At 40.0% G+C, this 22,861-nt stretch carries 26 protein-coding genes, 1 tRNA gene and 1 other RNA gene; 6 read left to right on the top strand and 22 right to left on the bottom strand.

Annotated features, from left to right (window positions below; translation table 11 throughout):
- Window positions 1-77: 77 nt before the first annotated feature.
- The 4 genes from QM382_RS01050 to QM382_RS01035 all read right to left on the bottom strand — a co-directional run bounded on the left by QM382_RS01050 (window position 78) and on the right by QM382_RS01035 (window position 6,099).
- A complete protein-coding gene (locus tag QM382_RS01050) occupies window positions 78-2,357 on the bottom strand; it encodes a DNA translocase FtsK (protein WP_414272150.1) in 2,280 nt (759 codons plus the stop codon).
- A 141-nt stretch (window positions 2,358-2,498) separates the two neighbouring features.
- The gene (locus QM382_RS01045) at window positions 2,499-4,454 is read right to left on the bottom strand and encodes a fructose-specific PTS transporter subunit EIIC (RefSeq protein WP_414272149.1); all 1,956 of its coding nucleotides are present in this window, start codon (window positions 4,452-4,454) and stop codon (window positions 2,499-2,501) included.
- Window positions 4,451-5,362, bottom strand: a complete 912-nt coding sequence (gene pfkB, locus QM382_RS01040; protein ID WP_414272148.1) for a 1-phosphofructokinase — start codon at window positions 5,360-5,362, stop codon at window positions 4,451-4,453. Before pfkB ends, QM382_RS01045 begins: the two co-directional genes overlap by 4 nt.
- Entirely contained in the window at window positions 5,359-6,099 is a 741-nt protein-coding gene (locus QM382_RS01035; RefSeq protein WP_414264160.1) for a DeoR/GlpR family DNA-binding transcription regulator, read from the bottom strand. Before QM382_RS01035 ends, pfkB begins: the two co-directional genes overlap by 4 nt.
- 161 nt (window positions 6,100-6,260) lie before the next feature.
- Between QM382_RS01035 and QM382_RS01030 the strand changes: the two genes are divergently transcribed.
- A tRNA-Ser gene (locus QM382_RS01030) sits at window positions 6,261-6,348 on the top strand.
- A 79-nt stretch (window positions 6,349-6,427) separates the two neighbouring features.
- Here QM382_RS01030 and QM382_RS01025 read toward each other — a convergent pair.
- The 5 genes from QM382_RS01025 to QM382_RS01005 all read right to left on the bottom strand — a co-directional run bounded on the left by QM382_RS01025 (window position 6,428) and on the right by QM382_RS01005 (window position 11,399).
- Window positions 6,428-7,762, bottom strand: coding sequence for an Nramp family divalent metal transporter (locus tag QM382_RS01025; protein WP_225750159.1), 1,335 nt, complete (start codon window positions 7,760-7,762; stop codon window positions 6,428-6,430).
- A gap of 420 nt (window positions 7,763-8,182) precedes the next feature.
- Window positions 8,183-8,530: a transfer-messenger RNA gene (gene ssrA / locus QM382_RS01020) on the bottom strand.
- A 60-nt stretch (window positions 8,531-8,590) separates the two neighbouring features.
- The gene (locus tag QM382_RS01015; protein WP_247922133.1) at window positions 8,591-9,226 is read right to left on the bottom strand and encodes an SGNH/GDSL hydrolase family protein; all 636 of its coding nucleotides are present in this window, start codon (window positions 9,224-9,226) and stop codon (window positions 8,591-8,593) included.
- A 1-nt stretch (window position 9,227) separates the two neighbouring features.
- The gene (locus tag QM382_RS01010; protein ID WP_414272147.1) at window positions 9,228-10,055 is read right to left on the bottom strand and encodes a Cof-type HAD-IIB family hydrolase; all 828 of its coding nucleotides are present in this window, start codon (window positions 10,053-10,055) and stop codon (window positions 9,228-9,230) included.
- A 24-nt stretch (window positions 10,056-10,079) separates the two neighbouring features.
- Window positions 10,080-11,399 (bottom strand): CapA family protein, encoded by a 1,320-nt coding sequence (locus tag QM382_RS01005; RefSeq protein ID WP_414272146.1) that lies wholly within the window; start codon window positions 11,397-11,399, stop codon window positions 10,080-10,082.
- Window positions 11,400-11,558: 159 nt separating this feature from the next.
- Between QM382_RS01005 and def the strand changes: the two genes are divergently transcribed.
- On the top strand, window positions 11,559-12,170 hold the full coding sequence (gene def, locus QM382_RS01000) for a peptide deformylase (RefSeq protein WP_006151109.1): 612 nt from the start codon (window positions 11,559-11,561) through the stop codon (window positions 12,168-12,170).
- A 44-nt stretch (window positions 12,171-12,214) separates the two neighbouring features.
- The gene (gene rlmB, locus QM382_RS00995) at window positions 12,215-12,943 is read left to right on the top strand and encodes a 23S rRNA (guanosine(2251)-2'-O)-methyltransferase RlmB (protein WP_414258893.1); all 729 of its coding nucleotides are present in this window, start codon (window positions 12,215-12,217) and stop codon (window positions 12,941-12,943) included.
- A 179-nt stretch (window positions 12,944-13,122) separates the two neighbouring features.
- Here rlmB and trxB read toward each other — a convergent pair whose 3' ends face one another.
- The 7 genes from trxB to QM382_RS00960 form a co-directional block, all read right to left on the bottom strand.
- On the bottom strand, window positions 13,123-14,034 hold the full coding sequence (gene trxB / locus QM382_RS00990) for a thioredoxin-disulfide reductase (protein ID WP_414272145.1): 912 nt from the start codon (window positions 14,032-14,034) through the stop codon (window positions 13,123-13,125).
- A 65-nt stretch (window positions 14,035-14,099) separates the two neighbouring features.
- Window positions 14,100-14,324, bottom strand: coding sequence for a DUF4059 family protein (locus QM382_RS00985; RefSeq protein WP_195183931.1), 225 nt, complete (start codon window positions 14,322-14,324; stop codon window positions 14,100-14,102).
- A 79-nt stretch (window positions 14,325-14,403) separates the two neighbouring features.
- A complete protein-coding gene (locus QM382_RS00980; RefSeq protein WP_195183932.1) occupies window positions 14,404-15,147 on the bottom strand; it encodes an amino acid ABC transporter ATP-binding protein in 744 nt (247 codons plus the stop codon).
- Complete coding sequence (locus QM382_RS00975; protein WP_414272144.1) at window positions 15,147-15,947, bottom strand: amino acid ABC transporter permease; 801 nt, start codon at window positions 15,945-15,947, stop codon at window positions 15,147-15,149. Before QM382_RS00975 ends, QM382_RS00980 begins: the two co-directional genes overlap by 1 nt.
- Before the next feature lie 156 nt (window positions 15,948-16,103).
- Entirely contained in the window at window positions 16,104-16,460 is a 357-nt protein-coding gene (locus QM382_RS00970; protein WP_223332764.1) for a Spx/MgsR family RNA polymerase-binding regulatory protein, read from the bottom strand.
- A 12-nt stretch (window positions 16,461-16,472) separates the two neighbouring features.
- Complete coding sequence (locus QM382_RS00965) at window positions 16,473-16,964, bottom strand: methylated-DNA--[protein]-cysteine S-methyltransferase (RefSeq protein WP_195183934.1); 492 nt, start codon at window positions 16,962-16,964, stop codon at window positions 16,473-16,475.
- Between the two features lie 13 nt (window positions 16,965-16,977).
- Window positions 16,978-17,478, bottom strand: coding sequence for an N-acetyltransferase family protein (locus QM382_RS00960; RefSeq protein ID WP_414272453.1), 501 nt, complete (start codon window positions 17,476-17,478; stop codon window positions 16,978-16,980).
- 133 nt (window positions 17,479-17,611) lie between these two features.
- Here QM382_RS00960 and QM382_RS00955 point away from each other — a divergent pair, with 133 nt between their 5' ends.
- Together QM382_RS00955 and trhA are read left to right on the top strand one after the other, a co-directional pair.
- Window positions 17,612-18,067 (top strand): DUF1836 domain-containing protein, encoded by a 456-nt coding sequence (locus tag QM382_RS00955; protein WP_414272143.1) that lies wholly within the window; start codon window positions 17,612-17,614, stop codon window positions 18,065-18,067.
- Entirely contained in the window at window positions 18,057-18,704 is a 648-nt protein-coding gene (gene trhA, locus QM382_RS00950) for a PAQR family membrane homeostasis protein TrhA (protein ID WP_195183936.1), read from the top strand. Before QM382_RS00955 ends, trhA begins: the two co-directional genes overlap by 11 nt.
- A 32-nt stretch (window positions 18,705-18,736) precedes the next feature.
- Here the strand turns inward: trhA and pdxT are convergent, their stop codons facing one another.
- The 6 genes from pdxT to QM382_RS00920 all read right to left on the bottom strand — a co-directional run bounded on the left by pdxT (window position 18,737) and on the right by QM382_RS00920 (window position 22,603).
- Entirely contained in the window at window positions 18,737-19,309 is a 573-nt protein-coding gene (gene pdxT, locus QM382_RS00945; protein ID WP_414272142.1) for a pyridoxal 5'-phosphate synthase glutaminase subunit PdxT, read from the bottom strand.
- Window positions 19,310-20,185 (bottom strand): pyridoxal 5'-phosphate synthase lyase subunit PdxS, encoded by an 876-nt coding sequence (pdxS, locus tag QM382_RS00940; RefSeq protein ID WP_006153788.1) that lies wholly within the window; start codon window positions 20,183-20,185, stop codon window positions 19,310-19,312.
- Between the two features lie 133 nt (window positions 20,186-20,318).
- A complete protein-coding gene (locus tag QM382_RS00935; RefSeq protein WP_049494849.1) occupies window positions 20,319-20,951 on the bottom strand; it encodes a Pr6Pr family membrane protein in 633 nt (210 codons plus the stop codon).
- A gap of 2 nt (window positions 20,952-20,953) precedes the next feature.
- A complete protein-coding gene (locus QM382_RS00930; protein ID WP_006152514.1) occupies window positions 20,954-21,292 on the bottom strand; it encodes a zinc ribbon domain-containing protein YjdM in 339 nt (112 codons plus the stop codon).
- A 139-nt stretch (window positions 21,293-21,431) separates the two neighbouring features.
- On the bottom strand, window positions 21,432-22,103 hold the full coding sequence (gene cmk / locus QM382_RS00925) for a (d)CMP kinase (protein WP_414272141.1): 672 nt from the start codon (window positions 22,101-22,103) through the stop codon (window positions 21,432-21,434).
- Between the two features lie 8 nt (window positions 22,104-22,111).
- Complete coding sequence (locus tag QM382_RS00920; RefSeq protein ID WP_254724011.1) at window positions 22,112-22,603, bottom strand: SAG1386/EF1546 family surface-associated protein; 492 nt, start codon at window positions 22,601-22,603, stop codon at window positions 22,112-22,114.
- Window positions 22,604-22,648: 45 nt separating this feature from the next.
- On the opposite strand from QM382_RS00920, the gene QM382_RS00915 reads away from it, so the two are divergent.
- A complete protein-coding gene (locus QM382_RS00915) occupies window positions 22,649-22,852 on the top strand; it encodes a ferredoxin (RefSeq protein WP_006148835.1) in 204 nt (67 codons plus the stop codon).
- Window positions 22,853-22,861 lie beyond the last annotated feature (9 nt).

Here is a 22,861-nt window from a genome sequence, read left to right as displayed (position 1 = left end):
ACCTTCGAAAAATTAGAGTAGATTATCCCCATTTTCGAAAGGTAATTTCTTGAATTTTTATTCTATTTTCAAACAATTTATTGTTGTAAGACTTTACGAGGTTTTGTCCCTTCAGCAGGACCAATAACTCCAGCCATCTCTAATTCTTCCATCAATCGAGTGGCTCGGTTAAAACCAACAGATAGACGGCGCTGAATCATGGATGCACTTGCTTTTTGAGTTTCAATAACCAAAGCCTTGGCTTCTTCAAAGAGTGGATCCCCGCCCTCATCGCCAGAACCAGAATCACCATCAGTCTCAGAAACTTCTCCAGGATCAAAACTGTCATCATAATCAGCATCTGCTTGAGCCTTAATGAAGTTTACGATGCGTTCCACATCATCATCAGAGATAAAGGAACCTTGCAGGCGAACAGGATGGTTTTCATCAATTGGCTTAAAGAGCATATCCCCTCGACCAAGCAATTTCTCAGCACCATTTTCATCCAAAATTGTACGTGAATCCGTTCCTGAAGAAACCGCGAATGCTACACGTGAAGGCACATTTGCCTTAATCAAACCAGAGATAACATCCACTGAAGGACGCTGGGTTGCAAGAATCATGTGAATACCAGCCGCACGCGCCTTTTGTCCGAGTCGGATAATGGCGTCTTCTACTTCCTTGCTAGCAACCATCATGAGGTCAGCCAACTCATCCACAATCACGACGATTAAAGGTAGAGGTACTTGTTTGTACTCTGATTGAGTGTTAAATTCCTCAACCTTAGCATTAAAACCAGCAATATTTCGAACTCCGACTTTGGCGAAAAGTTCATAGCGATTTTCCATCTCATCAACGACTTTTTGAAGGGCCTTGCTGGCCTTACGAGGGTTGGTCACAACTGGAATCAAGAGATGAGGGATATCGTTGTATACTGACAACTCAACCATCTTAGGGTCCACCATCATAAATTTGACTTGGTCTGGGCGAGCCTTCATCAGAATACTTGCGATAATTCCATTAACTGCAACGGATTTACCAGAACCCGTAGAACCGGCAACTAGCAAGTGAGGCATTTTAGCCAAATCAAAACTACGAGCCGTACCATTGACTGCTTTCCCAAGAGGAATTTCTAAAAGATTTTCAGGTTTTGTTTGAGATTGTTCCCAAAGCTCACGGAAGGATACAGTTGCAATTTCCGAGTTAGGAACTTCGATACCTACCAAGGATTTTCCAGGAATCGGTGCTTCAATACGGACATCCTTAGCAGCCAAGGCCAGAGCTAAGTCGTCTGCTAGATTGGAAATACGATTGACACGAACACCAACTGCTGGTTTAACCTCATACTTAGTAACAGATGGGCCAATTTCAGCACGTTCAACCGTTACCTTGATACCGAAACTTGCAAAGGTTTCTTCCAAAATTTTGATATTCTCTCGAACAATTTTCTTTTCTTTAGACTGATCTTTTGGTTTATCAGGTGCAAAGAGTTGCAAGCTTGGGAGCTTATACTCCAAGGCCTTTTTAGCAGAAAAGTCTACTTCAACATCTTCGTCATCATCTTCTGGGAAATCTTCTTCCATCGGATAGTGACCTTCCTCAGGATATTCAAAATCGGCTTGAGGGAGAATAATCTCAGGCTCTACCCATTCTTCCTCTGGTAGTGGAGGAAATTCTTGTATTGGTTCGTCTGATAAAATTTCTCCTGTTTCCATATCTACAGGAGGCAGATCAAGCAATGCCTGCTCTTCTCTTTCTTTCTCAAGTCTTGCTTGCTCTTCAGCTTCTCTTCTTGCCTTTTCTTCTTCACGCTTGATAAAACGCTCTTGTTTTTTCTGTTCGTGGCGTTCCATCCAGATAGCAAATCGAGCTGACAGAAAATCAGCGATATCATAGATAGACCATGGACTTATTAAAAGAGCTCCGATTAAGATTAGAATCGCTCCGATAAAGTAGGTGCCAATGTTTGAGAACAAAAAGGCTATCGGAATGTAGAGTCCACTCCCAATCACACCTCCACCAGCAAAGCTCGTCACTTGAAAGCTGGTTAAATCTTTAAAAATTTGTCCGACCGTTCCTTGGAAAACAGCGTTTGCCATGCTAAATTTCCAGACAAGATAAGATTGAAAGATTAGTAGTAAGCCTGTAAAAATGAAAAAGAAACCTGCTAGCAATCCTTCTTGTTTATGAATCCATTTGAAAAAGAAGAGATAGATCAAGAGAGAGAAAATAGCTAGATAAGCTAAACTCCCCACAAGTAAGCGGATTAGGTTGTAAACGGTGATTCCTACAGCTCCCCATTTAAGGGCAGCAAAAATTAAACAGATAGCCAAAGCTAAGGAAATCAACATTCGTTGAATCGCTTGTTTTCTTTCCAATTCTGCTTTCGACGGTCTGCGTCTTGTTTTAGTTGTATTCTTGTTTGCCATTCTTCTATTATAACATATTTCATGAACTTTTCGAGGGGTTAAAAAAATGACTGCCCACTTTCGTGTTCAGTCATTTGAATGTATTTGTGATTATTTTTCTAATGGTTTACGAAGGTAACCGTAAACGACACCACTGACAATTGCTCCTACCAAGACAAAGGCAAGGTAAAGAAGAGCATTTGAAGTAAGGGCGATAACGAAGATTCCTCCGTGAGGAGCCATGAGTTTGATATTTGCAAGACCAACGAGTCCACCTGCTACCGCTGAACCAAGGATGAAGCTTGGGATAGCACGAGCTGGGTCTGCTGCACCAAATGGAATCGCACCTTCAGTGATGAATGACAAGCCCATAACGATGTTCGTCAAACCAGAGTTACGTTCTTCTTTGGTAAATTTATTCTTGAAGAGAAGTGTTGCCACAAAGATTGCAAGCGGTGGAACCATTCCTCCAGCCATAACTGCTGCCATGGCTACTGAACCACCTGTCGCCACTGTTGCTGCAAGAGTACCAGTACCAAAGACATAAGCTGCTTTATTGACAGGTCCACCCATATCGACAGCCATCATTCCTCCAAGAACGACTCCAAGAAGGACAGCTGATCCACCTTCAAGACCACCAAGGAAGTTGTTCATACCAGTGTTGATTGCGGCCATTGGGATATTAACAGCTAGCATGACAAAGCCTGTCAAGATTGTTCCAAAAAGTGGCAAAAGAAGGATTGATTTAGCACCTTCAAGTGAGCGAGGAACCTTCACGTATTTCTTAACCAAGAGCACTAAGGCACCTGCGATAAATCCACCTACGAGGGCTCCAAGGAAACCTGATGACACACCTGCAAGGGCTGAAGTTGCTTCGCCACCTTGTGCGTAAGGGATTTTACCAAAGGCATAACCTTCTTTAGCGATAGCACCAGCTACGAAACCTGCTACCAAACCTGGTTTTTCAGCGATTGAGTAAGCAACATATCCAGCAAATACTGGAAGCATCAAACCGAAGGCTGAACCACCAATTTTCATGAACATGGAAGCTAGCTCATGGTAGGAACCGAGATTGCCAAGACTATCCTGTGGCACACCCAAAGCACCATCAATCAAGAAGGCAAGGGCAATCATGATACCTCCACCGATAACGAATGGCAACATTTGTGATACACCACTCATCAAGTGTTTGTAGAAGGCACCACCTAGACTTTGTTTTTCATTAGATGCTGTTGAAGCTTGCGCTCCATTAGCAGCACGATATACTTCAGCATTACCAGAAAGAGCCAAGTTGATCAACTCTTCTGTCTTACGAATACCATCTGCAACCGGACGGTTCACCAATGGTTTACCATCGAAACGATCCATCTCAACTGCCTTATCTGCAGCGATGATAACAGCTTTGGCATTGCGGATATCTTCTGCTGTCAATTTGTTGCCAACACCACTTGCACCGTTGGTTTCAACCTTGATACCAACACCCATTTCCGCAGCCACTTTTTGAAGAGCTTCTTGGGCCATGTATGTGTGGGCAATTCCTGTTGTACAAGCTGTAACTGCTACGATAAAGTCACCAGATTCATTTGCAGGAGCTTGAACTGGTTCTTGAGCTTTTTCTGAAGCTTGGTCAAAGAGTTCAATGACTTGATCAGCTGATGTTACTTGACGAAGTTTATCAGCAAATCCGTCTTTCATCAAATATTGTGACAATTCTGCCAAGGCAGCCAAGTGAGTATCATTGGCACCTTCTGGAGCAGCAATCATAAAGAAGAGATCAGTTGCTTGCCCGTCTAAACTTTCGTAGTCAACACCCTTGTTCGACTTAGCAAAGAGAACAGTAGCTTCCTTTACAGCAACATTTTTGCTGTGTGGCATAGCGATACCGTCGCCCAAGCCTGTAGAAGTCAAAGCTTCACGCGCTAAGATTCCTTCTTTAAAGGTTTCAAAATCTGTCACGTATCCGTGTTCAACCAAGCTATGAATCATTTCTTCGATAGCTGCTGTTTTTTCAGTTGCTTGCAAATCAAGCAACATGACATCTTTTCTCAATAAATCTTGAATTTTCATCTTTTTTCTACCTCAACTTTTTCATAAGTTTCTTTAATAAATGCTGCAGTTGCCAAATCATCTGAGAAGGTGGTCGCTGTTCCACATGCCACTCCCCACTTGAAGGCTTCTACTGCGTCTTTTGATTTGACAAACTCACCCGTAAATCCAGCAACCATCGAGTCACCAGCACCCACTGAGTTTTTCACGGTTCCCTTAATCGGTTTAGCAAAGTAGGTTCCATCTGATGTTACCAGAAGGGCTCCATCACCAGCCATAGAGATAATCACGTTTTGAGCACCTTTAGCCAGCAATTCTCGAGCGTATTTTTCAATCTCATCTAAGCTTTCAAGTTTGACTCCAAAGATTGCTCCAAGTTCATGATTATTTGGTTTGACCAAAAGAGGTTGATAATCCAAACTATCGATTAAGGTCTGACCTTCAAAGTCACAGACTACTTGAGCGCCTGTCTGACGGGTCAAGGCAATCAAATCCTTGTAGATAACATTGCCTAAGTTCTTTGCACTTGAACCAGCAAATACCACAGTATCTTCTGCTGTCAGACTTGAAAGAATGGCTTTTAACGCTTCAAGTTGTTCGGGCTCAACATTAGGACCTGTCCCATTGATTTCAGTTTCTTGGTCTGCTTTGATCTTGACATTGATACGCGTATCTTCTGCCACTTGAACAAATTGCGTTTCAATTTGTTCTTCAGCTAAAGTATCTGTGATAAATTTACCTGTAAAGCCACCGATGAAGCCTGTCGCTGTATTTGGAATATCCAAGCGTTTCAAGACACGGCTAACATTGATTCCTTTACCACCAGCAAACTTATCATCACTGTCCATACGATTGACACTACCAACTTCCACTTTGTCCAAACGGACAATGTAGTCTATAGATGGATTGAGTGTGACTGTATAAATCATACTTCTATTACCTCCGTTTTCTCTTTGATAGCTGGCAAGAGCTCGTGACCCTTGCTTGTAATGACAATAGCACGTTTTATAGGAGCTACCTTAGCAAAACAAGACTGACCAATCTTGGATGAATCTGCTAGAACATATGTCTGTTTAGCATTTTCTAAGATAGCACGCTTGACGGCGCCCTCCTCCATATCTGGAGTTGTAAAGTAACCTTCATCTACACCATTCATTCCAATAAAGGCACGATCAAAGTGCAGTTGGTTAATCTGATTGAGAGCTACTCCTCCGATACTGGCATCTGTTGTCATTTTAACTCCACCACCGATAATGACTGTTGGGATTTGCTTATCCACTAATTGAACCGCATGGTGAATGGAATTGGTTACCACTGTAATGTCTTTTCGCTCCAATTCCTTAATGAGAAAGGCTGTCGTACTTCCTGCATCCACAAAGATAACATCTTTTTCTTTGATGAGGGAAGCCGCTTTTTGCGCAATCAACTTCTTCTCTTGAAGGTTTTTGACAGATTTTTCTTGAATGGTTTCTTCTTCTTGCAAGGAGTGAGGCAACTCTGCTCCTCCATGCACTCGACGAAGTTTATTTTCGGACTCCAATTCATCTAAATCACGTCTGACTGTTGATTCTGAAGTATCTAACAAGCCTACCAATTTCTCTAGAGAGACGATTTTATGCTTACTCAATTCTTCTAAAATCAACTTTTTTCTCTCGCTTTTTAGCACGAACCCACCTCCTGTTAACGATTACATTATTCATTCTATCATAAAAAATATCAAAGTCAAGCATTTTTTGTCAATTTCTTTCATTTTCTATCACTGGATCCTCAACTTTAAATAAATTTGCAAGAAAGAAGGCTTTATGGTAGACTAGGTTAGTAAACAATGGAAGATTACTCAAGAGGCTTAAGAGGCCGTGTTGGAAACGCGGTAGGCGTGTTAAAGCGTGCGTGGGTTCGAATCCCATGTCTTCCGTTTAGTTTCAAAAAAGATACCCAAGAAATCTTGGGTATCTTTTTTCTTATATACTTGTTTTATAACTCGGGTGAATTTCTTAGAAAATATCAAATAACAATTTCACATTGAGAATTGTTAAGATAATGGAAACAATATAACCAAGGATGGTATTCCATTTAGCATTGGTAAATTCACCCATCAGTGATTTCTTAGAAGTTAGATAAATCAAAGGGAAGATTGAAAATGGAAGAGCGATTGAAAGAAAGACCTGCGAATAAACCAATAACTGATCCAAGGTTTTTTCCTGATGACCAAACACAACCGCTACAATCATGACAGGCAACAAGGCAAAGAGACGAGTTGCCAAACGAATGAACCATTGAGGCAATCTCATATGCAAGAAACCTTCCATAACGATTTGTCCAGTCAAGGTACCCGTAATTGTCGAATTCTGACCACTGGCTAATAAAGCCAAGGCAAACAAGGTTGATAAGGTTGAGCTAGCTATAGCTCCTGCAATAGTAGAATCCTGCAAGGCATTATACATTTGAGAGAAGGCAGAAATCTCGGATGCATGGCCGAAAAAGAGAGCCGCCCCGAGAATTAATAGAAGGGAGTTAACGATAAAGGCCAAGGACAGTTGAAGATTTGAATCCCAGGTCATAAAGCGCACGGCTTTTCGAACATCATTCTTGTCCTTGTGATTGATTTTCCGAGTTTGAGACAAGGAAGAATGCAAATAGAGGTTATGGGGCATCACTGTCGCACCCACGATACCTAACGCCAAGGTTAATTGACTTTCATGCCCTGGCAAAGGACTTTCAAATAAGGTTGCATTCGGTAGATAACCCTCAACGATTCCTTGGAAGCTTGGATGTGACAAAGCTACCAGATAAGTAAAGATTGCTAAAATCGTTAAAATCAGTGTTGTCACAATAGCTTCAATCTTCTTAAAGCCAAATTTCATCAAAAGCAATAAGAGAAAGACATCTAGAACCGTCAAAAGGATGGCTATCATAATCGGAATCTTAAAGAGAAGATTGAGAGCAATCGCTGAACCTAGAACTTCTGCCAGATCTGTCGCCATCAAGGCTAATTCTAAAATCACCCATAGACTATAACGAAGCCATTTAGGTGAATGATGAGCCGTTGCTTGAGCCAGGTCCATCTGGGTTACAATACCAAGCTTTCCTGCCATCTGCTGAAGTTGCATGGCAATGAGAGATGAAATCAAGATAACAAACAAGAGACTATACTTATAGGAAGCACCACCGACTACACTGGTAATCCAGTTTCCTGGATCCATATAACCAACTGCGACAAGAGCACCCGGACCTAAAAAGGCCTTTAAATTTTGCCAGAAATGATTGTTATTTGGAGTATCGATAGATTGATTAATCTCAGAGAGTGACACTTTTTTATGAGAAGACATAGATACTTACCTCTTTCTAAACCTACTTTTTCATTATTTTCTATTAGAGAAAAATAAGATTGACTTTAAACTATTAAAACAATGAAAACTATATGAAAAACATTTAGTTTTTTCATTATTTTTCTTAAGGCGCCTTAATATTTTTCTTAAGGCACCTTAATATTTTTATTAAGGCACCTTAATTATAACACAAAAAATGAAAACTATATGAAAAACATTTAGTTTTTTCATTATTTTTCTTAAGGCACCTTAATTATAACAGAAAATATGATAAAAACTTAAGAAAATTCAGGACTTGATTTAATATTTAGGATACAACAAAATGTTGTATTCTTTTTTTGCAAAAGAATACCAAAGAATAAAATAAAAAACGTTGTAAAAACAACGTTTTAGAAAGATTTACAAAACAATGTAAATTATCAATGGAGCCGGTGGGAGTCGAACCCACGTCCAAACACCTGCTAACATATTTGTCTACAACCATAGGTTATGTATTGTTTTAACAATCCCTCGACACATAACTCAAGCCTAGGAACTGCGAGTCTATAAATCTCTTACCAAACTGCTAGACAAAGCTTGATCGTATCTCGCTAATAATAAGACCCATCATCAGACACGAGCAATCCGAATCGGGTCACGCCTGCTGGTTTTTAGGCAGCTAGAGCGTAAGAAGTGTTATTTTTTGCAGTTATATTTAACTGAGCGTTTACGTCGCCACACGAGTCGCAAAATATGCCTCATAATGCCTGTCGAATCCGTAACGACCCCAAAGACTATAAAGATATTATACCTTATCTAGGTTAAAAAAGCAAAAATGCAAGTAGATGTCTAGAAAAGTCTAGTTTTCAAGGTTTCTGATAGAGCCTGATAGCCAGAAACGCTAAGGTGAAGCCCATCTGTTGTATAGTCAGATTTGAGTTGCCCTTCCTGATCGAGTAGCTCTTCAAAAGCAGACACATATTCTACCTGCATGTATGCAGAAGCTAGCTCTTGATAGGCTTGGTTCCAGGCCTTGATTTTCTCATTTGTGCGAATATAAACTGTCTGTTTGTATTCTTCCCCTTGATGAACTGGCAGAATAGAAACTAGCTTAATCTGTGACAGCGGATAGTCACGAGAAATACTTTGAATCACACTTTCAAGATTTGTTAATGCTTGACTCATCGGAACATCTTTCCCAATGTCATTGGTCCCAATCAAAAGCACAATTTGATCCACTGCATCACCATAGAGGTGGGCATCAAGGTTATCTAGTAAAAGTCCGGTCTGATAACCCCGAATACCTCTATTTACAATGGTCTTTGTTGTCCCTAGCAATTCTTGCAAGGGATAATACTCAACAATAGAATCTCCAATAAAGATGATATCTGGTTCAATTACCGAAATCTGATTGAGTTCACGATACTTGGTTTGGATTTTCTCTTGCTCTTTTAAGAGCCAGTTTTCTAATAGCTGTACTGCCAAGTTATTCTCCTCTTTCTAGCCAGTTCTCTAAAACTTGGTAAACACCCGCCTGACTGTTGGCTGGAGCTACTTTTGTCGCAATTTCTTTAACAGCCTCTTCTGCATTTTCCATAGCGTATGAAATTCCTGCCAACTCTAACATTTCAATGTCATTTTCACTATCACCAAAGGCCATAATTTGTTCAGGTTTTAAGTTCCAACGTTTGAGCAATTCTACTAGCCCCCACGCTTTATGAATCCCATCTTGTAAGATATCAATACAGCCATAACCGCTGGAAACAGCTCGCACATGCCCATCAAATAGGTCATTAATTTCCTGTAAAACCGATTCAGATCGCTCTTCACCAACTACCATGCTCATCTTGAGAACACCACCGAAGAGATTAGAGTCAAATTCATCGACAAAGTTCATTCGTTGATAGAGCTTTTCAATCATCTCTGGAGTCATAAATTTATCAAGTTCTGTAAAAACAGTACCTTTCTTTACAAAACCACCATTCATCGCAGTTACGACAAACTGATCCTGACATTCTCTACCTTTAAAGTGAGCTAAAGCCCTATCAACCATGGCATCATCCCAAGTTTGTGCTTGAAGCAATTCATTATTTTCGAATATCCGAGCACCATTAGCAACTACCAGAACGACTCTTTCTGCTAGATGTCCCAGTAATTGTCTCATACGATGAACTTCATTTCCAGTCGCGATTACAAAACGAACGCCACGTTGGTCCAGCTTATCCAAAATTTTCTCTAAGCGAGGAAGGTCTAGTTGACCTCTTGGATCTAACAAAGTACCATCCATATCCGTTGCTACTATCTTAATTTCCATTTTGTCTCCTTGAGATTCGAATCACTACCACTTCAAACCTACATGTTCATTCATTTCTTTATAGGCTGTATCAATCCGTTCCTTGGTAGCCTCGTCTAACTGACTACGGTATTTCCCACCCTCAATAAAGTCTTCCAGGATATAAGTTTGGTAAAGATAGAGTGGGTATCCTTCTGGAGAATAGCCTCCCTTTGGAGTCCTACTCACCCAGCTTGGATGGGCTTGGGCAGTTTCGATAGTCGTTTTACCGGATTTCTTCTTAATGGTCACATCCATGAGAACTCCACGTTCCGTCCACTTGGCATTTTCAACATCCTGCATGGTTTCAATCCGTTGATTTGAGATGAAATTCCCCATAGAGTAAATGATAAGCTTTTTATCACCTTCTTTTTCAACCGTTTCAGCTGGTTCAACAACGTGAGGATGACCACCAAAGATAATATCAGCACCCCAATCAATCATTTTATGGTAAAGTTTCTTTTGCTCCTCAGTCGGCTCAATTTGATACTCAACTCCCATCTGAGGCATGATAATTGTAATATCCGCCTCCTTCTCTGCTCGTTCAATTTCAGCCTTCATTTTATCTTCATCTAAATCTGAAAGATAACGATTATAATCCTCTTGAGAAATGCTTTGTTCAATTCCGTTAAAACCATAGGAATAAGCTAAAAGGGCAACTTTAATCCCATTGACTTCCTTGATGACAATAGGTGCTTTATCTCGTGGTTCATGAGTGTAGACTCCGATTGGTGTCATTCCAGCTTTTTCAATCGCATCTGCGGTTGAAACGACTCCCTCAATCTGAGAATCCAAAATATGATTATGAGCCAAGTCTAGCACTTGATAGCCTGCATCTTTTATAGCGTCCATGACTTCACCAGGTGCATTAAACAAGGGGTAACCTGCAAGATAGTGATCTTTATTTACAGTGCCTTCAAAATCACCAATGACCAAGTCAGCTTGCTTAAGCCAAGGCTTTACGTATTCAAAATTTTCATGGAAATCATAGGTACCATCTGATTTTTTGGCTGAAATATAGATAATGTCATGATAGAGCAAATCACCATTGGCCATGATCCGAGCACTTGTTTCTTGCTCTGTTGCCGTAGTTTTCTCCTTAGAATCAGCTGTCTGACTTACGACAGTTGTACTACTACTGGTCAATGGAAATCCCTTTAGCCCCTCGGCTAATAAAGTCAAAGCCATTGAGATTGCAACGGCAATCAACAAAACAGCGATAAAGGTTTTATTACTCCATTGGTGATAGTTCCTAAAAAATCGAATCAATTTCCCGACAAGCCGAAAGATAGGACCATTTTGATTTCTACTACTGCGTTTTTCCATCTTTTTTCTCCTTGCTTTTTGATGCAAGTCTCCTTACTTTATTATACCACAGACAAATTGGTATTTCCTTTTATTCTATAATTTTTTAACAGCTTCTGTGACTTTCTTTCTCATCTGATTTGTGTTATCATGTAAATGTAATGGAAGGAAGGAGAGAACATGTCTGCTATAGAACGTATTACAAAAGCTTCACATTTGATTGATATGAAAGATATTATTCGAGAGGGCAATCCAACCCTACGTGCTGTTGCCGAGGAGGTCACTTTCCCATTGAGCGATCAAGATATCATTCTCGGTGAGAAAATGATGCAATTTTTAAAACATTCACAAGATCCAGTTATGGCTGAAAAACTTGGACTACGTGGAGGAGTTGGACTTGCAGCACCACAATTGGACATCTCAAAACGCATCATCGCTGTTTTGGTTCCAAATATCACTGAGGATGGTGAAACACCTCAGGAAGCCTATGATTTACAAGCTGTTATGTACAATCCTAAGATTGTTTCACACTCAGTTCAAGATGCTGCTCTAGGCGAGGGAGAAGGTTGTCTATCAGTCGATCGAGCTGTACCTGGTTATGTTATCCGTCATGCTCGAGTGACTGTTGACTACTTTGACAAGGATGGCGAAAAACATCGTATCAAGCTAAAAGGCTACAACTCAATCGTTGTCCAACATGAAATTGACCACTTAAATGGTATTATGTTTTACGATCGAATTAACGAAAAAGATCCCTTTGAAATCAAAGAAGGCCTACTCATTCTCGAATAAAGAAAATCCCGTTGCAAGACGGGGTTTTATGTTATAATAGAGCCATGAAAACAAATGATATTGTCTATGGCGTTCACGCCGTTACCGAAGCACTGTTAGCAAATACTGGAAACAAACTCTATCTCCAGGATGATTTACGAGGTAAGAATGTAGAAAAAGTCAAGGAACTGGCGACTGAAAAGAAAGTATCCATCTCTTGGACTTCAAAAAAATCTCTTTCCGAAATGACTGAAGGAGCTGTTCACCAAGGTTTTGTCCTACGTGTTTCTGAATTTGCCTACACAGAACTTGAGCAGATTCTTGCTAAGACTCGTCAAGAAGAAAATCCACTACTATTGATTCTAGACGGACTAACTGACCCTCATAACTTAGGTTCTATCCTAAGAACAGCTGATGCAACCAATGTTTCAGGCGTCATTATTCCCAAACATCGAGCTGTTGGTGTGACACCCGTAGTTGCAAAAACAGCAACGGGCGCCATCGAGCATGTGCCTATCGCTCGTGTTACCAATCTCAGCCAAACCTTGGACAAGCTAAAAGAAGAAGGCTTTTGGACCTTTGGAACTGATATGAATGGAACTCCTTGCCATAAATGGAACACCAGTGGAAAGGTCGCCCTCATTATCGGAAATGAAGGAAAAGGTATCTCAAGTAACATCAAAAAGCAAGTGGACGAGATGATCACTATTCCAATGAATGGACATGTACAGAGTCTCAATGCAAGCGTTGCTGCTGCTATTCTTATGTACGAAGTCTTCCGCAATCGATTATAAAAAAGTGAGGTTGGGACAAAAGATCCCGACCTCACTTTTTATTAGCAATCAAACTTTGACGCGGTAGCTGATTGAACTTTTTGTTCGTCTTTTAGACTCCAAAAAGCTCCTAATCATCCTCGCGGGGCTGGGACTACGAAATCGAGACTTTGTCTATCGATTTCTGTCCCACCGCCTTTTTAACTATGTTCAGTAATATATTTATAGGCTTCTTGACCTGCAATAGCACCATCTCCAACTGCTGTTGTAACTTGGCGAAGGTCTTTCTGACGAACATCTCCAACTGCAAAGACACCTGCAACACTTGTCTTCATGTGGTCATCTGTCACAATCCAACCTGACTCATCTTGGATTTGTAAATCTTTTGTAAAATCGCTAACTGGATCTAAACCAACATAGATGAAGACACCTCCAAAGGCATGTTCAGTCACTTGATTTGTTTTAACATTTTCAATGACAACTGACTCCACACGGTTTTCACCCTTGATTTCTTTGACAACAGAATCCCAAATGAAGTTGATTTTATCATTGGCAAAGGCGCGGTCTTGCAAGACTTTTTGAGCACGAAGTTCATCACGACGGTGAACGATGGTTACAGATTTGGCGAACTGTGTTAAGAAGATTGCTTCTTCAACAGCCGAATCTCCTCCACCTACAACCAACAAATCTTGGTCACGGAAAAAGGCTCCATCACAAACCGCACAGTAAGAAACTCCACGACTATTCAGTTCTTCTTCACCTGGAACTCCCAAGAGACGGTGCTTAGAACCTGTCGCTACGATAACTGTGCGAGTTTCATAAACTTGGTCGTCTGTTACGACTTTTTTAAATTCGCCATGGTCCTCAACATTTTCAACAAAGCCATAAAGATGCTCAACACCAAGATTTTCAAGTGGTTCAAACATCTTTTCAGCTAATTCTGGACCACTGATATTGGCATAGCCTGGATAGTTTTCAATATCAGAAGTGTTATTCATCTGACCACCTGGAAGACCACCTTCGATCAAAGCAACTTCCAGATTACTGCGTGCTGCATACAAGGCTGCAGTCATCCCAGCAGGACCTGCACCGATAATAATCGTATCGTACATTCTATTTCCTTCTTTCTTGTTGTAACTATTCTTATTCTAACGGATAAAATCCTATTTGACAACTATTAAGCCTTGAGAACCAGCAAAATACTCATGGTTGCAAAAGACAATACTGGAATTGTTAGAACTCCAATCATAATCATATCATAGAGGTGAGCCTGACGCTCCTTAGCAGTTTTGTCCACACCTGATAGAGCTCTCAAACCAATCCAAAGCCCTAAGACAACCAAGACTAGTAAAATCGTCAAAACCAAACTCTCTAAATACAAAGCAAATAGCTGAACTAGCATGCTCTCTCTCATTTCTATTATTTTTAAAGAGCAAACCCAGTTAGCTTAGCCAACTGAGTTTTTCTTATCTTCTATTATATCAGATATAGGTTCGTTTGTAACTAGCAAAGAATTCTTTTGTTCGTTCTTCTTTAGGATGGTTGATAATCTCATCCGGTGTTCCAGATTCAATAATCTTTCCTTTATCCAAGAATAAAACCTTATCAGCCACTTGAGCAACAAATGACATATCATGACTAACCAAAACCATGGTTTGACCTGATTTTGCAGCATTGGCAATCGATCTTTCTACCTCACCAACCAATTCTGGGTCCAGTGCTGAAGTTGGTTCATCCAAGAGTAAGACGTCTGGTTTCATGGCTAGAGCACGCGCTATAGCGACCCGTTGTTTTTGCCCCCCTGACAAGTGACGCGGATAATGCTGTTCACGATCAGAAAGCCCAACCTTAGCTAGCTCTTCCTTAGCAATTTCAGTCGCTTCTTCGTTCGATAGTTTTTTAACGACAACCAAGCCTTCTTTAACATTATCTAGCGCTGTTCTACGCTCAAATAAATTAAACTGTTGGAAAACCATCGATAGTTTACGACGAAGAGTCAGAATTTCTTCTTGCGTAATTTGAGAAAAATCAACTTTGAAATCATCAATCTGAATACTTCCACTATCAGGAGTTTCTAGATAGTTTAGGCTACGAAGAAAAGTTGATTTCCCAGCTCCTGAAGAACCAATTAAGGCAACAACTTCTCCTTTTTGAATATCTAAATTCAGATGATCCAAAACGGTTTGACCTGAAAAGGATTTGCTTAAATTTGAAATTTTAATCATCAGCGAAGCTCTCCTTTCACATCTGTCTCAACATTATCTGGTGCTGTAATAGCCATTTTTCTTTCAATGAAACGGCCAATATTTTCAATAACGATATTTACCACCCAATAGACGAGAGCTACTGAGATGAAACGTTCAAAGTAACGATAGTCTGCACCACCCAAAATCTGAGCTTGGGCAAAGACTTCTACAACACCTGCACTGAAGGCTAGGGAAGTCCCCTTGGTCAAGCCAATCAAGGAGTTAATCAAGGTTGGTGTTGCAACTACTGCTGCATTGGGAATAATCACTCGACGATAAACTTGCGCACGTGTCATACCAAGACTACGAGCAGCTTCAATCTCACCTGGATTTACAGAAAGAATTGCCGCACGAATGGTTTCACTAGCATAGGCTGCCTCGTTAAAAGCAAAAGCCACAATCGCAAATGTTGCTGCTGGAATAGCATTAATGTTCAGAGAAGTTCCCCATTGTTGATTCAAGGCTTTCAAAGCCAATGGAATTCCATAATAAGTCAACATCAGTTGAACTAAAATTGGAGTTCCTTTTAGGAAACTTACAAAAAAGGCTTGTAATGGGTATATAAATCTAACTCGGTTGATTTTCACGATAGCAAAGACTAGGGCTAGCATGATACCAAAAAAGGCACCAAATACTGTTAACATCAAAGTTGTAGGTAATTGCTGTACAATTCTTGGAATCCCATCAAAGACAGAACGCCAACTAAAAAGTTTGCCATCTGGAATATATTGCATCAAATTTTGATACCAATCAGATGCTAAAATCGTTGTAATATTCATAGAAACATCCTCTCAAGATAATGATTCATTCTATCATACTTATGCTCTAATTAAAAATATTTGCTACGAGCATATCAGATTTCATCTACCTTCTAGTGTATCATACTTTAAAAGTGGGAGGTTATATATTTTATCTATCAAGGAGATAGAAAAAAACTAATTCAAATCCAAGTCCTTGTATGATTTACGATAGCCAATTTGTTTTACAAGACCATTTTCAACTAGTATTGGACGTTTCAATAGCATACCATCACTGGCCAAGAGTTTGGCTGCTTCTTTGTTTGACAATGTTCCAACCTTATCTTTCAACCCGAGTTCACGATACTTGATTCCACTAGTATTGAAAAATTGCTTCAATTCAAATCCCGAAGTTTCGAGCCAGTTTAAAATGACCTTTTCACTCGGAGTCTCTTCAACGATATGAACGTCTTTATATTCTAGTCCGAGTTGATCTAATTCTTTCTTAGCTTTTTTACAAGTTGTACATTTTGGATATTCGATAAATTCTAACATTTTCTTCTCTTTCTATTTTTTATTTTCTTGATAACTTGCACCTTCATGCCTCAAAAGCCAAGCCTTCTTTTCGAGTCCCCAAGCATAGCCTGTCAGACGTCCTCCAGCACCTAGCACACGGTGACAGGGTACAAGGATAGACCAAGGATTGCGACCTACTGCTCCTCCGACTGCTTGAGCAGAAGCCACCTGCAGGTCCTTAGCTATTTGCCCATAAGTAACTGTCTGACCAAAAGGAATTCCTCGCAAGTAGTTCCAGACTCTTTTTTCAAAATCACTACCGACAGGAGCTAAAGGTAATCCAGATAAGTCTTGATCTTGCCCCTTAAAATAAGTTTCTAAATAGGAAGTAATTTGATTTAAAATGGGATGACTCTCAACAACAGTCACATCATTTTCAGATAATCCCTTCTCAAAATCGCTCTCTTCTTCAATCCATATCCCAAACAAAAAATGGTCATCTGCTACCAGAGATAGGGGGCCAATCGGTGACTTGTATAGCATCTTTACATACTTCTTAGGCATTTGATTTTAATTTTTGATAGGCCAAGCGTTCCCCGTCTACTGGAACTTTACCAACCTGTTTGAAGCCAAGTTTTTCAAAGATATGCTGCATGGCTATGTTTTTAGCGTGCGTATCTGAACGAAAATCTAGGTGATCGAAGCCTTCAACCAAGCCTTCTAAAAAGGTCTGAGCAACACCTTGACCTTGCGAGTCTCTAGCAACAGCAATACGGTGAAATACTAAGTATTCTGCTTCATTTCCCTCCCAGTTGCCATCATAAATTGCTTCATAAGCTTTTTCTGGGCTCTTAGTCACTGCTGCATAGGCTAAGAGGTCCCCTTCGTCTAGGGCTACATAAGCTTGACCAGAGACGATGTCTTCAATAATGGTATCTGCATCTGGGTAGCCGTTTTGCCACTGAGTGCTGCCAGCTTCTGCCAAACATTTCTTGGCTCCCTCAATCACTTGCATAATTGCATCAACTTCGTTTGGAAAGGCTAAGCGAATCTCCATCATTTATCCTCTTTTCATACTATTTCTCTCATCATAGCATAAATTATTTCTTTCTACAAGCACTTGAAACTTGACTTATTATTTCTAATATTTTATAATCTAGTTATTAAAACTAGATAAAAAGGAGTTGAAAATGAATACTACTTTTTCCTATCCAAAATGGGAAGAAATTCCAAGTATCAATCTCTATCTGGACCAGGTTCTGCTTTATGTCAATCAAATCTGTCCTCCTGCTTCTCCTGACAAGGAGAAAGGTTTGACAGCATCCATGGTGAACAACTATGTCAAACACGGTTATATCAGTAAACCTGAAAAGAAAAAATATCAACGCAAACAAATCGCACGATTGATTGCTATTACCACTCTCAAGTCTGTTTTTTCTATCCAAGAAATTGCTCAAACCCTAAACACCCTACACACAGAGACTAACTCACAAGAACTTTACAATGCTTTTGTGGACTATATGAATGAAGATATTGATCCAGCTAATCCCATTATCCAAGCAAGCTGCCAAACGGTCAAACTCTATCATCAAACACTTGCACAAGTCTATACAGAAACCCCAGAGGAGGAAACAAATGAATACTAGTTTCAAACTTAGTAAACGACTTAGTTTTGGAGAAGAAATTGCCAACAGTGTCACCCATGCTGTTGGAGCCTTTATCATGCTGATTTTACTTCCTATCTCTTCCACTTACAGCTATGAGGCTCATGGTCTTTTATCCTCTGTAGGTGTCTCCATTTTTGTCATTAGCCTCTTTCTCATGTTCTTATCATCAACTATTTATCATTCTATGGCTTATGGTTCAACTCATAAATATGTGTTACGAATTATTGACCATTCTATGATTTATGTTGCGATTGCAGGTTCTTATACCCCGGTGGTTTTAACCCTGATGAATAATTGGTTTGGTTACCTCATTATTGCTATCCAATGGGGGACAACTATTTTCGGTATTCTTTATAAAATCTTTGCCAAGAAGGTCAATGAAAAATTTAGTCTCATCCTTTACCTCATCATGGGGTGGCTTGTATTGGCTATCTTACCAGCAATCATCAGTCAGACAAGTCCAATGTTTTGGAGTCTTATGGTATCGGGTGGCCTTTGCTATACAGTTGGCGCTGGATTCTACGCTAAAAAGAAACCATACTTCCATATGATTTGGCATCTCTTCATTCTAGCAGCCTCTGCTCTCCAATATATTGCTATTGTTTATTACATGTAAAAAAGAAGTTGGGAAAAATCCCAACCTCTTTTTTATTTACATATATTCATAAAGTACTGATGCAAACGAAGATCATTTGTCAATTCAGGATGAAAGGAAGTTACCAGCATATTCTTTTCTTGTGCCGCAACGATTTGATTGTTCACAATCGCTAGAACATCAACACTGTCACCAACACTGCTGATAATAGGACCACGGATAAAAGTCATTGGAATTTTTCCAACACCCTTGCAGTCAGCTTCTGTATAAAAGCTTCCTAGCTGACGTCCATAGGCATTGCGCTCTACTACTATGTCCATGGTCGCTAGATGGCTTTCCTCTTGAGAAGTGATTTGTTTTGCTAGCAAAATTAAACCCGCACAAGTTCCAAAGACCGGTAAACCATTGAGAATAGCCTCTCTTAGAGGAATTATCATCTGCTGATCTCGCAACAGTTTCCCCATAGTTGTAGACTCTCCCCCTGGCAAGATTAACCCCGACAGGTCACTCTGGTGTTGCTGAAAATCTTCTAGGTTTCGCAGTTCAATACTTTCAACTCCTAGTTGAGCAAGCATTTTCTCGTGTTCTACAAAGGCACCTTGCAAGGCCAAGATTCCGATTTTCATCTATTTTCCTCGCTCAGCCATGAGAATTTGGATTTCATTCTCATTGATACCAACCATGGCTTCTCCCAAGTCTTCCGAAATTTGAGCCAGAATTTGAGGATTCTGATAATTGGTAACAGCTTTGACAATTGCTGCCGCACGTTTAACAGGATCACCTGACTTGAAAATCCCTGAGCCAACAAACACACCTTCTGCACCTAGCTGCATCATAAGAGCAGCGTCCGCTGGTGTTGCAACTCCTCCAGCTGCAAAGTTAACAACTGGCAATTTCCCATGTTCGTGGACATATTGAACTAATTCTACAGGTACTTGGAGTTCTTTTGCAGCAACATATAACTCGTCCTCACGGAGGTTTTGAATGCGGCGAATTTCTTGATTCATCATACGCATATGACGAACCGCCTGAACGATATCTCCTGTTCCTGGTTCCCCTTTTGTACGAATCATAGAAGCTCCTTCAGCGATACGACGCAAGGCTTCTCCTAGGTCTTTAGCACCACAGACAAAAGGAACTTGAAATTCTTTCTTGTCCACATGGAAACGATCGTCAGCCGGAGATAGAACTTCGCTCTCATCGATATAGTCAATCTCGATAGCTTCTAAAATCTGAGCTTCAACAAAATGCCCAATTCGAACCTTAGCCATAACTGGAATGCTGACCGCTTCTTGGATTTCCTTAATCATCTTTGGATCACTCATGCGAGAGACACCACCCGCTGCACGAATATCTGCTGGGATTCGTTCCAAAGCCATCACTGCTGCCGCACCTGCAGCCTCAGCAATTCTTGCCTGTTCAGGATTTTGAACATCCATGATGACGCCACCCTTAAGCATCTGTGCCAAATTCTTATTTAATTCATAACGATTTTCAGTCATTTTTCTTCCTCATTACTTGTATTAGTAGCTACAGTTTTATTGTAAGGTATAAAAGACTGCATAACAAGATAAAATAAATTGATTTGTCCGGGTACAATTATCTCTATCAAAAAAGCACCCACATTGGATACTTTTATTTCTTAGATTTTTTAATACTTTTCACAAGATAAAAGAGATATCCTGAAACCATGTAGGCAACAAAGATAGTTGCTGCCCATTTAAAGACAAAGCCCCAACCATGTTTGGTAGCATTCAAAAAGAAATAAGGGAAGGGACTATCCTTAGCATTAGGGACATCCATCTTTAGAACAAAACCGTTTAAAAGGGCAAAAATCATATAAAGCAAAGGGAGGCTAGTCCAAAGCATGGGATCAACTAACTTATATTGACGACTCTTATCAAAAATAATTGTATCTGCTAAAAACCAGAGAGGGACAATATAATGACAAAGGAAATTTTCCAAACGGTAAAAATCTGTCGTCAAAGGAGCTAGCATGAAATGATAGATGACACAAGTAATCATAATACTCATAGTGACGCCACCTTTGAGACGTAGAATACCAGGACTCTGCCAACTATCACCTCCACTACGCATCTTTAACAAAAGATAACCTGTAAAAAGTACAACCAAAAGATTAGAAAGTACTGTATAGTAAAGCAACATCCCTAAACCACCGCGTTTGGTAATCTCCAAGTATACACCGGTAAAGGCTGCTATAAATAAAAAGATACGACTATAAAATATTACTTTTTCATTTTTAATCATGATTAAATCTTCTTCACAAATTCTGATTTAAGCTTCATAGCACCAAAACCATCAATCTTACAGTCTATGTTGTGGTCACCTTCTACAATACGGATGTTTTTCACACGAGTTCCTTGTTTGAGGTCTTTAGGAGCCCCTTTAACCTTCAAATCTTTAATCAAGGTTACTGTATCTCCATCAGCTAGTTTGTTTCCATTAGCATCGATGGCAACAATGCCTTCTTCTGCTTCTGCTTGCTCAGCAGGATTCCACTCGTAAGCACATTCTGGACAAACTAGAAGTGCGCCATCTTCATATACATATTCTGAATTACATTTTGGGCAATTTGGTAATTGACTCATGTTATCTCCTTAAAAAAATTTATGATTATTTGAATTTCAAATTTTCTTCAACAGCAACTATTATACCTTAAAACAGACTATTTGACAAATTATGATAAAAAACGACAAACCGAAATTCAGTTCATCGTTTTTATAGTTCTTATAGATGTTTTTGAGCTTCTGATTTAATTTTTTCAACAACTTCTAAAATAGAGAGGCCAGTCGTATCCAAATAGATTGCATCCTCAGCTTGCTTGAGAGGTGAAGTTTCACGATGACTATCTTTATAATCACGCGCAGCAATCTCCTCTTTCAAAATTTCCAAATCTGTTTCAATTCCCTTTGAAAGATTTTCCTTATAACGACGTTCCGCACGCTCATCTACAGATGCTACTAGAAAAATCTTCAATTCAGCCTGAGGCAAGACTACTGTTCCAATATCGCGGCCATCCATAACGATACCACCTTGTCGGGCAATTTCTTGCTGAAAGGCTACCAATTTTTCACGAACAGCTGGAATTGCCGCAAAAGCAGAAACAGCGTTGGTTACTTCATTTTCTCGGATTGGATTTGTTACATCTACATCTCCAACAAAAACAAGCTGCTCTCCTGTTTCAGCGCGGCCAAAACTAATCGGGTATTGTTCCAATACTTCAAGAAGTTGAGATGGCTCATCTGGGCTAATTTGGTTTCTCAATGCGATGTAAGTCGCCGCACGATACATAGCGCCTGTATCCAGATAAGTATAGCCAAAGTCCTTAGCAATAATCTTAGCTACTGTACTCTTACCACTGGAAGCTGGCCCATCAATCGCAATCTGAATTGTTTTCATTGTCACTCCTATCTTGTCTTAAGGACATCACCAGGATTTGCAAACCAAGTTCCTGAAGACATATGACCAGGATTCAAGGCTTCAAGTTGAGCAATAGAGATTCCAGCTCGAGCTGCAATAGCTGCTTCCCCTTCTCCTGCCATGACTGTAATAGTTCCTTCAGAATCAGTATGTGCCTCTGTATGTTCTTGTTGAGTTTTCTCTGCTTCTGTTGACTCTGTTGACTGAGCAGTAGTAGCCACTGTTGTAACTTCTTCTACTTTTGGAGCTGAAGAATCATAAAAATCTTTCAAAGCTGAAGTGCGATCACTTCCGCCTGATGACAAGTAGACCAATACAACTACCATCCCAACAACAATGACAAAGAAGAGAATAGCTAGAACCGTTAAAATACGATTGGCAACGACACCTGAACCTTTTTTGTTTCGTTGACGGCGTTCTGTTCTTGATTCCTCTTCTTGGTTTTCATAAATATCTTCTTGCCACGGTTCCTTTTCCATACCTTACTCCTTGAGTTTTTTTTAGTTTCTTATTACAATATAAATATGAAGATTAGACTTATACCTGAACGTTGCATCGCTTGTGGGCTCTGCCAAACTTATTCAGAATTATTTGATTACCATGATAATGGTATCGTCCGTTTTTACGATGAATCTGAGCAATTAGAGCGAGAAATTGCTTGCAACGACGACATTTTAGAAGCCGTTAAAAATTGCCCTACTCGTGCTCTGATTATAGATGAATCTTAAAATTTGGTG

It is taken from the genome of Streptococcus infantis, assembly GCF_047465185.1.
Lineage (GTDB): Bacteria > Bacillota > Bacilli > Lactobacillales > Streptococcaceae > Streptococcus > Streptococcus infantis_O.
The sequence above is the reverse complement of the archived record's forward strand: the minus strand, read 5'-3'. Positions and strand labels throughout refer to the sequence as shown.